The organism is Bacillus sp. RCC_6_1, assembly GCF_041360755.1.
GTDB classification, from domain to species: Bacteria; Bacillota; Bacilli; order Bacillales; family Bacillaceae_G; genus Bacillus_A; species Bacillus_A cereus.
In genome coordinates, this window is sequence record NZ_JBFUPV010000003.1 from 262,920 (window position 1) to 278,968 (window position 16,049).

The window sequence follows — 16,049 nt, forward strand, 5'->3', positions numbered from 1 at the left end:
GGGCCTTTTTTATTTACTTATTAAAGTGCTGTAAAATTGCTTCTACAATACGCTCTGATGCACGACCATCACCGTAAGGGTTAGATGCTTTCGCCATCTTATCATGAGCTTCTTTATCTGATAACAGCTCATCAGCAAGACCAAAGATTGTCTCTTCGTCTGTTCCTGCTAATTTCAGCGTACCTGCTTCAATACCTTCAGGGCGCTCTGTTGTATCACGAAGAACAAGAACTGGTACACCAAGTGATGGAGCTTCTTCTTGTACACCACCAGAATCCGTTAACATTAAGTATGAACGAGCTGCAACATTGTGGAAATCAATTACATCTAGCGGCTCAATTAAATGAATACGGTTATGTTCACCTAAAATTTCATTTGCTATTTCACGAACAACAGGGTTCATATGAACAGGGTACACAACTTGTACATCTTCATGTTTGTCAACAAGACGCTTAATTGCACGGAACATATTACGCATCGGTTCACCTAAGTTTTCACGGCGGTGAGCTGTCATAAGTACAAGACGATCATTTCCAAGTTTCTCTAGTACAGGATGACTATATGTTTCTTTTACAGTCGTTTGTAGCGCGTCAATCGCTGTATTTCCTGTAATGAAAATACGTGACTCATCTTTATTTTCCTTCTGTAAGTTCGTTGCTGATTTTGCTGTCGGTGAGAAATGAAGATCCGCCATTACACCTGTTAATTGACGATTCATCTCTTCTGGGTATGGAGAATACTTATCCCACGTACGAAGGCCCGCCTCAACATGACCTACTGGAATTTGATTATAAAAAGCAGCTAAACTTGCAATAAATGTTGTTGTTGTATCACCATGTACAAGTACAATATCCGGCTTCGCTTCTTTCATTACTTTATCCAAACCTTCTAAACCACGCGTTGTAACATCAATTAAAGTTTGGCGGTCTTTCATAATATTTAAATCGAAATCTGGCGTAATTCCAAAGATACTTAATACTTGATCTAACATTTGGCGATGTTGTGCTGTTACAGTCACAATCGATTCAATTTTTTCTGGGTGTTTTTGCAACTCTAATACAAGAGGTGCCATTTTAATTGCTTCTGGACGTGTCCCGAAAATTGTCATTACTTTTAAACGTTCAGTCATGTGATTGCCTCTTTTCTTTCACTAATTACAGCTTCTATTATGACATATAAAAATATGCATGAGTACATCCCTTTTTAACGCATAACAGAAACTTTTCTATTACAAATACTTTTTCTTCCCACCGAGTAATAATCTATCTTTTGTTTCTTAACATCTTCATCAGTATAACAATTTCTCCCATCAAATAAAATAGGCTCCCTCATAAGTTGTACGTACTTTTCTAACGGATAAGTTTGAATATCTCCCCATTCTGTTACGATAAAAACCGCACTCGCATCTCTAATCGATTCATCTATACATCTACTATATTGTATAGCATCTCCAAATATATTCTTTACATATTGAATTGCTTTTGGGTCATAAAGAACAATATCTGCACCTATATTAATTAATGCTTCTATTATAATAAGAGATGATGCCTCTCTAATATCATCCGTATTCGGTTTAAAGGATGCGCCAAGAACTGCAATCCGCTTTTTATTCATGTTCATAACTTTTTTCGCTTTTTCAATCAATAGCAGCTGTTGCTTATTATTTACTTCAATAACTGCTTTTAACAAACGAAAATCATGAGCAACATTTCCCGCAATTTGTACCAGTGCTTTCGTATCTTTCGGAAAACACGACCCTCCGTAGCCAATGCCCGCATTTAAAAAAGATGCACCGATTCTCTTATCCATTCCCATCCCTTTGGCAACATCCAATACATTCGCGCCTACCTTCTCACATATATTTGAAATTTCATTAATGAAACTAATCTTTGTAGCTAAAAAGGCGTTCGACGCGTATTTAATCATCTCCGCACTTTTAATATCTGTAACATACGTTTCTAAGCATAATTGACTATACAAACTCTCTACTCTTCTTGCTACTTCCTTACTATCCGCTCCAATTACAATACGATCTCCATGAAAGAAATCATAAATACCTGAACCCTCACGCAAAAACTCTGGATTCGATACGATATGTACTGTATGCCTCTCTTTTAACTTCTCCTCAATCCATCCCTTCATTACATCATTTGTGCCTACTGGAACTGTACTTTTCGTAACAACAATAATATCGTTCGTCGCATATAATCCAATATCGTTACAAGCACTCTGAATATACGTTAAATCTGCCGTCCCATCTAATAAAGGTGGTGTTCCAACTGCAATAAATATAAACTCTACATCATCAAATGCCTCTTCTTTATTTGATGTAAAAGTTAAAGCATTATTCTCATATGCATAATTTATTAATTCATGTAATCTGGCCTCATAAATAGGTAAATCCCCTTGTTTTATCCGTTCAATTTTTTCATCATCTATATCAAAACATGTAACTGAATGCCCTAATTTTGCCAATCCTACTCCTGTAATCAATCCAACATATCCAGTACCTACTATCGTAATTTTCATTTCCTTTTCGCACAGGAATTTACAATAGAAAAGATATGAAAATTAGAATTCTCCCTGCGCTTCCCCCTCTCATATTAAAAATGAGAAAACCCTTTTCCTTCTTCATTATATGAATTACTTCCCTTACTTTTTTTAAAGTTTTTGTAAAATTAAATGCACTATAAAGTAAAACTTAATCAGTGAGAATCAGGCTGACAGGTCACGCGTGATAAATTCCCACATTTTAACATGAAACTTACTCATTTCTACGTGCAACACTTATAATACTGAAATAAAAGTATTCACTATTGAAGAAAAAGAGGAAATGTTACATTCCAAAGCCCAGTACGATTAACCTTCTTATATGATTCAACATTCTATATACAATTGTCATATATTCTATCCGCTTCCATTAACCGTAAAAAGAAAAAAAGATTGAATTCTAATCTTTTTGTGATACCATATGTTATGAGCCTGTAAATAAACATCATAATTTTCAGATAAATATATTTTCAAAAAAAAATTACGTTAGACTATAAAGGGTGGGGTATTAATGGACTCACAAGTGATTTATGCCATTTTGGCATCATTCATCACTGTACTCGTCGTTACTCCTTTAGTTATTAAATTAGCTTTTAAAATAGGAGCGACAGATAAGCCAAACGCACGTAAAGTGCACCAAAAGATTATGCCACGTCTTGGCGGGTTGGCAATATTTATTGGTGTAGCTGTAGGATTTGTTGTCGGCGGCTTATATGAACAAAGAATGTTATCGATAACGCTAGGTGCGATTATCATTGTAATCATCGGAATTTTAGATGATATGTACGAGTTATCTGCGAGAGTAAAATTCGGTGGACAACTGTTGGTTGCCATTATGATTGTAAAAAGTGGATTATTAGTGCAAGTATTATATATCCCATTCCTTGGGGATACTGAACTTGGATGGCTTGCTTATCCAATTACAGTATTTTGGCTTGTAGGTATTACGAATGCAATCAACTTAATTGACGGCTTAGATGGATTATCTGCTGGGATTTCATCTATCGTACTTGCAACGCTAGCATATATGGCCTTCACTAGCCCATGGGGTACTGGAACAGCTATTATCTTGCCACTTGCATTAATTATATTAGCAAGTACAATTGGATTTTTATTCTACAACTTCCATCCAGCAAAAATTTTCATGGGAGATACAGGAGCACTATTTTTAGGATACTGTATTTCTGTTATATCGTTACTTGGATTATACAAAAGTGTAACGTTATTCAGTTTTATCGTTCCAATTATCATTTTAGGTGTACCTATATTTGATACGATATTTGCAATCATCCGTCGTATCGTAAATAAAAAACCTATTTCAGCACCAGATAAATCGCATTTACATCACCGCTTACTTGCAATGGGATTCTCTCATCGCAAAACGGTACTAATTATATACGCATTCGGTATTTTCTTTAGTGTAAATGCCATTATTTTCACTAGTGCAACGTTATGGTTATCCATTATTCTTCTTTTCGCTTTGATTTTCTTCACAGAAATCATCGCTGAAATAATCGGGCTTGTACATGAACGCTACAAACCAATCATTTCCTTTTATAAAAAAGTGAAAAAACGCGAAGACTAATTGTAGTATAGCCTTTTCAATTATGAAATATTCAAATAGCATCCTCTTTCTTATAAGAGGATGCTATTTTTTATTCTCATTTTATATTTCCAAAATATAGATTGTTTGAGAGTTCCTCTATTGGAGAAAGCTATACATAATAAGAAAAGTATCAAGTTTTCTTTTTACATCTTGATTGTCAAACTGAGGGTGAATGTTATGATCAAGCGAGTATTTCAATGTATTATTTTATTTTTAACGATTACTATGTACGTATCATCTAATACTGAAGCAACAACTGTTATTCCTGCTGAATATCATCCAAATACTGAAACAACTTCTCCTACACAAAAAATTGCGTACTTAACATTTGATGACGGGCCAAACAAATATACTACACAAATTTTAAACATCTTAAAAGAAAAGAACGGAAAAGCAACTTTCTTTGTTATTGGCGGAAAAGTGCCACATTACACAAAAACGATGCAACGATTAATTAAAGAAGGACATTATATCGGGCTCCACAGCATGTCACATGATGTAAAACGCCTTTACACTGGTGACCCTTCCACTTTAATTGCAGAAATGGAGCAAACACAAAGCATTGTCCAGCAAGTTACGAAATTAAATACACATCTCGTTCGCGTTCCATATGGTAGTATGCCTTATTTAAAAAAGAATTACCGTGACGCACTTGTATCGGCCCAGTATAAAATGTGGGATTGGACGATCGATACATACGACTGGAAAAGCTATGACAATCCTTCTGCCATACTCGAAAGAGTACGTAATCAAAGTGATGAACAAGTCGAAGTCATTTTAATGCATGATTCGAGTGTAACCGTACAAATACTGCCAAAAGTAATTGATTATTTACAGTCACAAGGATACAAACTTCTTCCCTATAATCCTTCTTCTCATCTCAAGGTAAATTTTTGGAAAGACACAAGATTGTAACAGCTTTAGTGCCTATGTGCTAAAGCTGTTTTATTTTTCTCTTCCCACCCTTCCCATTTTTGTGTAAAATTTTAAATAGTGATGAAGTTTCGAGGTGAATAGAAATGAAACGAATAGATCTCATTTTTAACGCAATACAAAAAGGCAATTATACAGAAGGTGTAACCGCATCAGAACTCGCTACATTTCTGCAACTAGATCGCGCCAATGTAAGTAGCGATTTAAACAAACTTGTAAAAGATAAACGTTTATTAAAAACAAATACGCGACCTGTTCGTTTTTACATAGAAACGAACAGGTCGTTGGAAACGCATTCAAAAGACATAACTTCATTAGATACATTTGCAATTGAAAATATGAGCCTTAAAATTGCAATTGAAAAAGCGAAAGCTTCTATTCTCTATCCTCCAAACGGTATGCATACTTTACTACTGGGAGAAACAGGGGTCGGAAAGTCTATGTTTGCTTCTTTAATGCACGAATATGCAATTGAAGTTGAACAGCTTCCAAAAGATGCACCATTTATCGTATTTAACTGTGCTGATTATGCAAATAATCCACAGTTACTACTCGGGCAATTATTTGGGATTAAAAAAGGAGCTTATACAGGAGCAAGTGATCAAAAAGGGTTAATTGAAAAAGCACATGAAGGAATTCTTTTCTTAGATGAAGTACATCGCCTGCCTCCAGAGGGACAAGAAATGCTTTTCACCTTTATTGACCGCGGAGTATACCGCCGCCTTGGAGAAACAGAGAACGAACGTAAAGCACAAGTATTAATCATTACTGCAACAACAGAAGAACCAAATTCATTTTTATTAAAAACATTTACAAGACGTATACCAATGACTGTTACGCTGCCACCACTTCGTGAGCGTACACATAAAGAGCGCTTTGCTTTACTACAGCGATTTTTCACAAATGAAGCAATTCGTCTGCGAAAAGACATTCACGTTAGCCCAAATGCAATGCGTGCTTTCGTCTTTTACAATTGTCCCAATAACATTGGTCAATTAAAAACAGATGTTCAAATTGCCTGTGCGAAAGCCTATTCTGATTTGGTCACAAAGAAACGTGATTCTGTCTATGTTTCAAGTTCAGATTTACCTTGGTATATGAAAGAAGGGTTGTTCATTGAAAGGAAGAGCCGTCACTTATACCAAATACCAAATGAAACATTTGTATTTACAGGTGAGGAAGGTTGGAGTAATCATAAAACAGAAGATGAAAAACGCTCTTCTATTTACGATTATATTGATTATAAATACGAAGAACTTCAAGCACGTGGTATTGAAGAGGAAGAATTAGAATTACTAATAGAAAATGATGTTCAAAGCTTTTTCGTACAATATTTTAACCAAATATCAAAAAAAACAAGCCATGAAAATGTTTTTAAAATTGTGGATCGTAATATCGTTTCCGTATGTGAAAAAATAGCGGAACTTGCTGAAAAGCATTTATCTAAGACGTTTGATGAAAAAGTATTTCTCGCTTTAAGTTTACATGTACAGACAACTCTACAACGTTTACAAAGCGGAAAACAAATACATCACCCACAATTAAATCAAATTCGTACGAAATATAAAGAAGCTTTTTCCGTAGCTATGCAATGCATTCAACTACTGGAGGAAGAATTACAAATAACAATGCCTATTGATGAAGCTGGCTTTTTAACAATGTTCTTCGTTGTTGATCCAATTCCTGCCTCACAAACAGAAGTAAAAGTATTAATATTAGCACACGGTAATGGCATCGCAACTGAAATGGCAAACGTCGCAAACGAACTTCTCGGCATTGAGGAAGTAACCGGTATTGATATGCCGTTACACGAATCACCGAAAGATTTCTTGGAACGTGTGAAAGTGTATATGAAAACACTACAAAATGTAAATGGGCTTCTCTTACTTGTCGATATGGGGTCACTTGCTTATATCGGTGACATATTAGAAACGGAGTTTAAAATCCCTGTACGTGTTCTCTCGATGACGAGCACACCACACGCACTAGAAGCAGCTCGAAAAGCTCAGCTCGGTTATTCATTAGATGCGCTGTATGAAACAGTAAAAAATTTAACACCATTTTACTTAAACGTACAAGAAGAAAAGAAAAAACCTCTCTCTCCAATGAAATCTGTTATTTTAACAGCTTGCTTAACTGGTGAAGGAAGTGCTTTAGCTATTCAAAAAATGTTAGAGAACTATTTACGATTTGATAAAGACTTAATTGAAATTATACCAATTAGTATCGTCCATGAAAAAGATTTAACGAAAATGATTGAGAACATAAAAAAAGAGCGTAACATCATTTGTATTGTCACGAATTTCGATGTGCAAGTACCATGCTTAACATATCATTTCCAAGACATCGTAAACTACACAGCGATTCAGCCAATTCAAGAATTAATTACGTATGAAGAAACATATGCAAAAATGGCGGATATTCTTGAACAACAAATGCAGCGTAACGATGGAGCATTACTTATCAAAACAATTCGTTACGCATTAAATACAATTCAGGAATTAATTTCCTTACAGCTAACTCCTGATAGCTTAATGGGTGTTATTCTGCATATGAGCTGTATGGTTGACCGTCTTCAAAAAGGAGAAAGCCTTCTTCCTCACCCTGATAAAGAGAAAAGAAGACAAGATGAGTACTGGATGTATATGAAAGTAAAAAAAGCGTTGCAACCAATTGAAAATACATTTGAAATACAAATACCTGATGACGAAGTATTTTATGTTATGGACTTCTTTATTAAAAATCAGCCTGTGAAAAATTAATCGAGGCCGTTTTTAAAAATATCGACCGTAACGTGAGTTATATCAGCGATTTTCAAAATATATCGATTTACCGACAATAATCGCTAAAACTAGCACCTTATATAATGAGAAAAGGCTGTTCCAACATATGGACAGCCTTTTCCTCTATTTCTTTACTTTTCTAACTCGCCCTCTTATTTCTCCTCTTTTTTGTGATTTCGTATGGACATTAACATATACATTTGCTTGAATAATTTCTTGAAGTAAATGTACGAATGATTTCCCTTGTAAAGGTCCCTCAAAATCCTCTACATTCACTACACCAGTAATACTTCCCTCGTTCAAGCTAATCCCTTGCTCCAGTGGACCATACAAATATAAAACAACAGGACCAATTTGAGTAGACTTCCCTAAATGAATTTGACAAGATGTAACCTTTTCTATATTTTTTAGTATTACTCTGTAATGCAATTTCGTTAAATCATCACTAAAAATAAACTCTGCTACCCCAAAAGCTTCTGTATTTACAGGAGGCACTTCCCTCTTACCTGTTAACCTGGCAAAGAAATGTGTTGTCATAAGGCATTCTCCTTATATAAATTTCCCAGCACTACTTCTACTACTTTATGGTTTAAACATAATCATTTATGACTTTTTCAATTTTAATTACAAAGAAAAGATTCACAAAATCTTTACATTGTGATTGTTCCTGTAGATTGAAAGTCTCTTGTATAATGCACATAGAAAAACATTATAGGAGGTTCCATTGAAAACTAACAAATACACTTTTCATACATTATTAGAGATTTTTCTCGTCTCATTTAAATTAGGACTTACTTCATTCGGCGGTCCTGTCGCTCATCTCGGCTATTTCCACCACGAATACGTGCAAAAAAGAAAATGGATGGATGAACGAAGCTATGGAGATTTAGTAGCACTATGTCAATTCCTTCCCGGTCCTGCCAGCAGTCAAGTCGGTATGGGGGTTGGATTATTACGGGGCGGTCTATTAGGAGCTATTATTTCATGGATTGGATTCACTTTACCGTCTGTGCTTGTTTTGGTTTTCTTCGCCTCATTCCTTAATCAGTTCGATCTTGGAAGTGCTGGCTGGATTCATGGACTAAAACTTGTAGCAGTCGCTATTGTCGCTCATGCCATATGGGGAATGGCGCGAAAGTTAACTCCAGATCGAAATCGTGCAACGATTGCGATTGTAACTGCCGCAATCGCCTTATTATGGCCAAGTAGTTGGACACAAGTCATCCTTATTATAATATATGGCTTTATCGGTTGGTTTTTATATCGCAACCAACCAATTAGCCAATCTCAAAATATAAGAGTACCTATTTCAAAAAAGATAGCAGTTTCTTGCCTCGTCTTATTCTTTGGACTATTACTACTGCTACCAATATTAAGACCGTTCTCTTATTACATCGCTTTATTTGACAGTTTCTATCGCTCTGGCGCACTTGTATTTGGAGGAGGACACGTCGTGCTGCCCCTTCTTGAAGGTGAGTTCGTACAAAACGGAATGATGACGAAAGAACAGTTCCTAGCTGGATACGGATTAACACAAGCAGTACCAGGACCACTATTTACATTCGCCTCTTATATAGGAGCAGTGTTAAACGGGACGCTTGGGGCAATAATCGCAACAATTGCGATTTTCCTCCCTGCTTTCTTACTCGTTATTGGTGTTTTACCATTTTGGAACAATGTGAGAAAAATATCATTCATACAAGGCGCACTACTTGGTGTTAACGCCGCAGTTGTTGGTATTTTAATTGCCGCTTTTTACGATCCCATTTGGACGAGTACAATTATAAATGCTTCAGATTTCGTTTTCGCTTCGCTTCTTTTTTGCTTACTAGCTTTTTGGAAAGCACCGCCTTGGGTTATCGTTATACTTGGAGCTTTTGGCGGATATATTCTATCCATTTTGTAAATAAAAAACGACGGCATGATGTAGCCGTCGTTTTTCTATTAAAACTTCACAAGTTCTATCCCTTCAGGCAACTCACTCTCTGTTAAAATACGCAATTCCTTCACACGATCCATTACGTAAGAAGAACGCTTCACAAGCTCTGGATCAATATAAGCTGGATGAACCATAATTTCTACCGTTTGTTCACCTTGTACTCTTTCTTTTAACTTCACAAAGTAATCTTCCGTCACACCATCCGCATAAAAGTCACTGTAAAATACATCAGAAAATGGATGCACCGCTCTATCTTCCCCACAACGACGAATTGGAACATTATATTTAGCTGCTAATCTCTCAAGAACATCGTGTAAGATCGGTAATCCGTGTACATGATGATGACTATCTAAATGAGTTGGTGTTAATCCGTAAGATAGGAATTTCTCAATTTGAGCAGTCCACTCTCTCTCAACTTCTTCTGGATTTATATTCCCTTCCCTTACAACACTTTGTTTATGAAACAATCCGTCGCTACCTACAAGTGATGGTACGTTTCCAAGAAGTGGTTCCCCTGCTGTTAATACGAGATGTACGCCTACTCCGAGTAGGTTATACTCTTTCGCTAAGCGTACCGCATGCTCTGTTCCTGGCATATTCATCATCATCGTCGTTGAATTTACAAGTCCATTTATATGACCATCAATAATGCCGTAATTTGTACCTTCTGTAAGACCGAAATCATCTGCATTTACAATTAACTTAATCATCATAATACCTCCTAATAGAATAAAAAAAGCGGGCTAAATAGCGCCGCTTTTACTTCTCTACCTTTTTAAAGAACTGTGGAAGATACTCTTTATGTGCTTCCAACATTTCATCTAAAATTTGTTTTGCAACTTTATCTGATGGTACAAGTGGATTGATTGTCATAGCAAGCAGCGCCTTATGATAATCCCCTGTAACAGCAGCTTCAATTGTTGTGCGCTCGAATGATTTAATTTGTTGTACTAAACCGCGAACTGGTACTGGAAGATCTCCAACTGCAATTGGTTTTGGGCCTTCTTTCGTAATAATACAGTTCACTTCAACAGCTGAATCATGTGGTAAGCTTGCAATTGTTCCGTTGTTTCGTGTATTAACAGGCTGGATATCACCTTTATTATTGTAAATAGACGTAATTAAGCTACATGCTGCATCACTATAATAAGCTCCGCCACGTTTTTCTAATTGTGGTGGTTTAATATCTAAGTTCGGGTCTTTATATAACTCAAATAAATCATTTTCTAATTGTTTTACTACTTCTGCACGTGTACCTTTTTCAACAGAAGCCTCTTTCTCTTCTTCTAACATTTCACGTGTTTTGTAGTAGTAACGATGGTATGGACATGGAATTGCACGAAGGCCGCGAATAAAGTCTGGTTCCCAGTTAAGCGCTGCGATATTTTCCATCGTAATTTGTTTTTCTGGATCTGTCACAAGCTCTAACACACGATCCATTACACTTACGCCATCTAAGTATACATCTAGTCCGTATACCATATGATTTAAACCTGCGAAATCAACGTGAACACGACTTGCATCTACTTCAAGTAATCTGGCAAGACCCATGCGGATTCCGATTGGAACGTTACATAGACCAACTACTCTTTGAATATTTGTATAACGAAGGACAGCCTCTGTTACCATACCAGCTGGATTTGCAAAGTTAATTAACCATGCATTCGGACAGAGCTCCTCCATATCTTTACAAATATCTAAAATAACAGGAATCGTTCTCAACGCTTTGAATAGACCACCAGGACCATTTGTTTCCTGACCGATTACATCATATTTTAACGGGATTGCTTCATCTTTTGCACGTGCTTCTAATAAACCAACGCGAAGTTGTGTTGTTACGAAATCAGCATCTTTTAATGCCTCACGGCGATCAAGTGTTAAATGTACCTCGATTGGTAAACCTGATTTTTTCACCATACGTTTCGCTAAGTTACCAACGATTTCTAACTTTTCTTTTCCTGCCTCAATATCTACTAACCAAATTTCACGAACAGGAAGCTCATCATAACGCTTAATAAATCCTTCAATTAACTCTGGTGTATAACTAGATCCACCGCCGATTGTAGCAATTTTAATTCCAGTCATGCTTTATTCCCCTTTCGCTTCAAGCTTTTTATAAAGATCGATAAACTCTGCTGCTAATTCTTTCACTGTAATCGCATTCATTAAATGATCTTGTGCGTGAATTAAAAGAACACTAACCTCTGTTTTTTCTCCTCTTGCTTCTGATTGTATGAGCTCTGTTTGGAAATGATGCGCTTCATTAATCGCTTCTTTTGCCTTTACCATCGCTTCATCTGCTTCTACCATTTTCCCCTGTTTGGCAAATTGAAGTGCCTCCATCGCAAAGCTTCGTGCGTTACCACTATTTAAAATCAATTGGAATGGAATTTGTTCTGCTGTAGTCATTATAATTACCGCCCTCTCTATAAGGTTCAACCGATTTAAATACCCCTTCAGTTTGAACATGTCTATTAAAGTATGAATTTATTAATGATAGTTTAGTGTTCATATAGATGTTTTTCATCTTTTTGAACATGATATAAAGGTAATTGTTCTCACAGACACTGTTGCCTGTGAGAACAATTACTATGTTACATAGGTACAGAGTTGTTGTTTCCTTGTGCTGCTTTCTCAGTACGGATAACTGAACGATCGCATGCGACAACAAATGGGAAATAGATTATCATTGCAAGTATAAAATTAAATATTTGTAAAATGGCACCTGAAATATGTCCACCTGTTACAAGATAACCACTAATAATCGGTGGCACGTTCCAAGGAACCATTGCAACAGTTTTTGGCACCCAACCAAAGTAAATTGCTGTGTAAGAAGTAATAACCAAAATAACTGGTGTTAAAATAAATGGAATAAACAAAATTGGGTTTAAGACAATTGGTGTACCAAAGATGACTGGTTCATTAATATTAAATGCACTTGGTCCAAGCGATAACCTTGATACCCCACGTAGTTGTGCACTTTTAGCTATAATTAATATTACTACCAGAAATGCTAATGTTGCACCCGAACCACCAAGGTATACAAAAGTATCAAAAAATGGTTTTGTAACAATATTGGGAACCTCAAATGCGGATGTCCCACTTTGGAATAGACTTATATTTTTCTCCAATGCTGGCAAATATAACGGTTCGATAATCCCTCCAACAATATTGGGTCCATGCAAACCAAAGAACCAAAGAAGATGTAGTAATAGAGCAATTACAATTGCACTTGGTAATGTTCCCACTAAACCTTGTAATGGTACTTGTAGTGTATTAAAAATAAATTCATGAACACTAGTACCTGATAATTTCACCGCTAATTGAATACTTGCAACCAAAGTTAAAATAACAAATGCTGGTACTAACGCTGCAAATGATTTCATTACTGCAGGTGGAACACCCTCTGGCATTTTTATTGTAAAGTTTCTTTGTACAAAAAAGCGAAACGCCTCTGTAACAAAAATTGCAACAATTAATGATACAAATAACCCTTGTGCACCTGTCCAAAGAAAACTTAGTCCACCTTCTTTAGGAGTTGTTGGTGTAAAAATAATTAACGCACCAAATGAAATAAGCCCCGCTGACAATCCGTCAACTCCATATGATTTTGCTAAATTGTAACTCGTAGTTACCGCAACCATCAAAGCTAATACCCCGAAGGAACCTGTCCACATGCCACCACCAATTTGTTTCCACGTTTCACCGAATAAATCTTTCATAAAATCTTGGAACGCCGGAATTGGTAAACCATTAACCAATATTGCCATCGAACCTACTAAAATAAGTGGCATAACTGCAATAAATCCGTCTCGGATCGCAGCTAAATGACGTTGCGATCCGATTTTGCCAGCGACAGGAACAATATACTTCTCCATAAATGCAATAAACTTTTGCATTTCGCTTCCCCCCTAATTATTTTTTAAGTGTTAATGCGTGATCTAAAACTGCTTCTCCATTCATCATGCCGTAGTGCATTGGATTGATAACGTCGATTCCAACGTTTTTCTCATCAGCAAGCGTTTTCATTGAAGAGAGCATGTAACGAACTTGTGGTCCTAGTAATAATACATCTGCTTGATCGATATTCGTTTTTACTGCATCCCCAGATACAGCCCAAATCTTGCCTTCTAAACCGCGAGCTTTTGCAGCCGCTTCCATTTTTGTAACTAGTAAACTTGTAGACATCCCTGCTGAGCAACATAATAAAATATTCATTTGAAAATCCCCCTTGTATAGTATAAAAAATTTATGTTATTTATTTTTCTTTACGCTATTTACCAATGCAATTAGCGTGCCAACTTTTTAAAATCAATAAAATCAGTGCTTTTCCAAGCATTTTCTTTGTGTGTTAACGTTTTCAATTGGTGTGTCGTTCAAAAATCACACAGTGTGTTATAAAACAACACACTTTTAACACATAACTGTATGAAAATAGATTAGTGTTTAGTTGCAAGTACAATAGTATTCTTTCTTATTTATAAATTCAATATTTCCCTTACTTCCATTAGGCGTCCTTTATTTTTCCTTTTACAACTTATTTTTACCTTTAATATGATAAACATTAAAAAAATTCTCCCTTGCGTTTCTTGAAATATTTAACAAAAATGTAATTACTTTAGTATTTCTAAAAACAAATAGATAAGAATGTACTTTATATAAAAATCACTTGATATTATTCAAAAAAATATAGAGTAATTTTCTTTCCCCCTATAAACCTCCTTATAGGAAAAAAGAAAATTACTCTATAAAATTAATCATTTCATATTTACCAGAATCAAAAATATTTCTTATGCTATCAAAATTATTAGTATACTTATCAAATAATCCTACTGACAATCAACCTGGAAATATCTAACATAAAATTAGGTATCCATATTATTAAATATACGAAATGTTCACACGTTAAAAAGACGACTAATACTTTTTATCACATAATTTAAAATCAAAGAAGAATTCATCTTATAAAATGAGTATTTATATCCATTTCTACACAAACTATTAACAAATCTCATGATATATGAAAGGTATTAGCTATATAAGTAAGTATAGTAATATTCATTTAGCTTAATAAAAATATTGAGTCCCATTTATTTGTATCGGATTTTAATAAATCTAAAAGAGGTAATAAAATTGAGACTATACCCGTTACAAAAGATAAATCAACTATAGGTGCATCATCAGATTTAAACCCCATAGGCAGAGAATCATCATAATAACTTAAAATTTTAGACAAACAAAATTTTATAATTTCTAATAATCTAACATCCTTTTCTTCTTGATATAACTTTAATGCTATATGCATGTAACCAGCATAGCCATGACAAAACATGGGAGAATCAAAATTAATATTCTCTTTCCTCTGTGATGGAGCATTACATAAAAGAGCATTTAGAGCTAATGTTTTTACTGTAGATTCTCCGAGATACCTACCACTCAAATATAATGTACTTGCAATTCCACTATTCCCATAACACCAACTAGGCCTGTAAGTATTATCTTTATTATAATTATTACCTTCCGATAAGATAATTTTTTCCGGCCAGGTATTATCATCGTACTTTATCTGTCTTAAAAAATTAATTAATGTTTTAAGCGCAGTTTTTTGATTAGCAACTTCAACACCTTGTTGGCCACAAATAGCAAGTAAACTCATCAGGCCAGATATACCATGAGATATACCTATATCAACATATTCCCCCCAAAAATTTTTATTAACTGAACTGGCTATCTCAGAATTTTTTATCGAATTTATTGAATTAAAATCATGATATATAGAAATTATCCTATTTAAAATGTCTTTTAAAAGTCTTAAGGACTCATCATTCCTTTTAAAATGTAACAAATATCTTGCAATACCTGTCAAACCATTTACTAACTCAAGATTCTTCATAGAAAATTTTTTATAATTATTTGATTTAATAACACTCTCTATAATTACCTTATTCATATCTTTTACTAATTGTACCTCTCCATTCACATTATATAAGCAAAAGTTTAAAAGAGGTAAGCCACTATAAAAAGATATGCCATTAATAGCTTTGTTTTTAGGATTCATTACACGTGATAAAATTTGAATGTTTATTTTATTAAATTCGCTATTAATACTGCTTAATTCATTAAATAGTAAGCAAACTGATAATAAATCATTACTGGGTATTTTATTTAATAAAATTTTCTTCACAGTATCATTAATAACATTATGTATAACTTCCTGCTTAAAAAACTCCTTCATAAC

13 protein-coding genes are annotated in these 16,049 nt (G+C 35.0%); 4 read left to right on the forward strand and 9 right to left on the reverse strand.

Translation table 11 applies throughout. The features are described 5' to 3' along the window. Positions 1–13: 13 nt before the first annotated feature. Entirely contained in the window at positions 14–1,129 is a 1,116-nt protein-coding gene (wecB, locus tag AB6801_RS13470; protein WP_000140145.1) for a non-hydrolyzing UDP-N-acetylglucosamine 2-epimerase, read from the reverse strand. A 74-nt stretch (positions 1,130–1,203) separates the two neighbouring features. Next, positions 1,204–2,529, reverse strand: coding sequence for a UDP-glucose dehydrogenase family protein (locus AB6801_RS13475; protein WP_000704917.1), 1,326 nt, complete (start codon positions 2,527–2,529; stop codon positions 1,204–1,206). A gap of 532 nt (positions 2,530–3,061) precedes the next feature. Here AB6801_RS13475 and AB6801_RS13480 point away from each other — a divergent pair. From AB6801_RS13480 to AB6801_RS13490, 3 genes are all read left to right on the forward strand, one after another. Then, complete coding sequence (locus AB6801_RS13480) at positions 3,062–4,135, forward strand: glycosyltransferase family 4 protein (protein ID WP_000378319.1); 1,074 nt, start codon at positions 3,062–3,064, stop codon at positions 4,133–4,135. A 198-nt stretch (positions 4,136–4,333) separates the two neighbouring features. Beyond that, positions 4,334–5,071: a polysaccharide deacetylase family protein gene (locus AB6801_RS13485; RefSeq protein WP_000597152.1), complete on the forward strand. Its 738-nt coding sequence runs from the start codon at positions 4,334–4,336 to the stop codon at positions 5,069–5,071. Positions 5,072–5,175: 104 nt separating this feature from the next. Further along, entirely contained in the window at positions 5,176–7,851 is a 2,676-nt protein-coding gene (locus tag AB6801_RS13490) for a sigma-54-dependent transcriptional regulator (RefSeq protein WP_000820961.1), read from the forward strand. Positions 7,852–7,995: 144 nt separating this feature from the next. Here the strand turns inward: AB6801_RS13490 and exsM are convergent, their stop codons facing one another. Next, entirely contained in the window at positions 7,996–8,409 is a 414-nt protein-coding gene (gene exsM / locus AB6801_RS13495) for an exosporium regulatory protein ExsM (protein WP_000207046.1), read from the reverse strand. Positions 8,410–8,596: 187 nt separating this feature from the next. Here exsM and AB6801_RS13500 point away from each other — a divergent pair, with 187 nt between their 5' ends. After that, positions 8,597–9,778, forward strand: a complete 1,182-nt coding sequence (locus AB6801_RS13500) for a chromate transporter (protein WP_000856214.1) — start codon at positions 8,597–8,599, stop codon at positions 9,776–9,778. A gap of 38 nt (positions 9,779–9,816) precedes the next feature. Here the strand turns inward: AB6801_RS13500 and chbG are convergent, their stop codons facing one another. From chbG to AB6801_RS13530, 6 genes are all read right to left on the reverse strand, one after another. Beyond that, a complete protein-coding gene (gene chbG / locus AB6801_RS13505) occupies positions 9,817–10,521 on the reverse strand; it encodes a chitin disaccharide deacetylase (protein WP_000593492.1) in 705 nt (234 codons plus the stop codon). 49 nt (positions 10,522–10,570) lie between these two features. Continuing rightward, complete coding sequence (gene celF, locus AB6801_RS13510) at positions 10,571–11,896, reverse strand: 6-phospho-beta-glucosidase (protein WP_000145762.1); 1,326 nt, start codon at positions 11,894–11,896, stop codon at positions 10,571–10,573. 3 nt (positions 11,897–11,899) lie between these two features. Further along, positions 11,900–12,223, reverse strand: coding sequence for a PTS lactose/cellobiose transporter subunit IIA (locus AB6801_RS13515; RefSeq protein ID WP_000989059.1), 324 nt, complete (start codon positions 12,221–12,223; stop codon positions 11,900–11,902). Between the two features lie 182 nt (positions 12,224–12,405). Next, positions 12,406–13,710, reverse strand: a complete 1,305-nt coding sequence (gene celB, locus AB6801_RS13520) for a PTS cellobiose transporter subunit IIC (RefSeq protein WP_001168838.1) — start codon at positions 13,708–13,710, stop codon at positions 12,406–12,408. A 16-nt stretch (positions 13,711–13,726) separates the two neighbouring features. Continuing rightward, positions 13,727–14,029 (reverse strand): PTS sugar transporter subunit IIB, encoded by a 303-nt coding sequence (locus tag AB6801_RS13525; protein WP_001023567.1) that lies wholly within the window; start codon positions 14,027–14,029, stop codon positions 13,727–13,729. 844 nt (positions 14,030–14,873) lie between these two features. Next, positions 14,874–16,046: a lanthionine synthetase C family protein gene (locus tag AB6801_RS13530; protein ID WP_000657485.1), complete on the reverse strand. Its 1,173-nt coding sequence runs from the start codon at positions 16,044–16,046 to the stop codon at positions 14,874–14,876. Between the last annotated feature and the right edge of the window lie 3 nt (positions 16,047–16,049).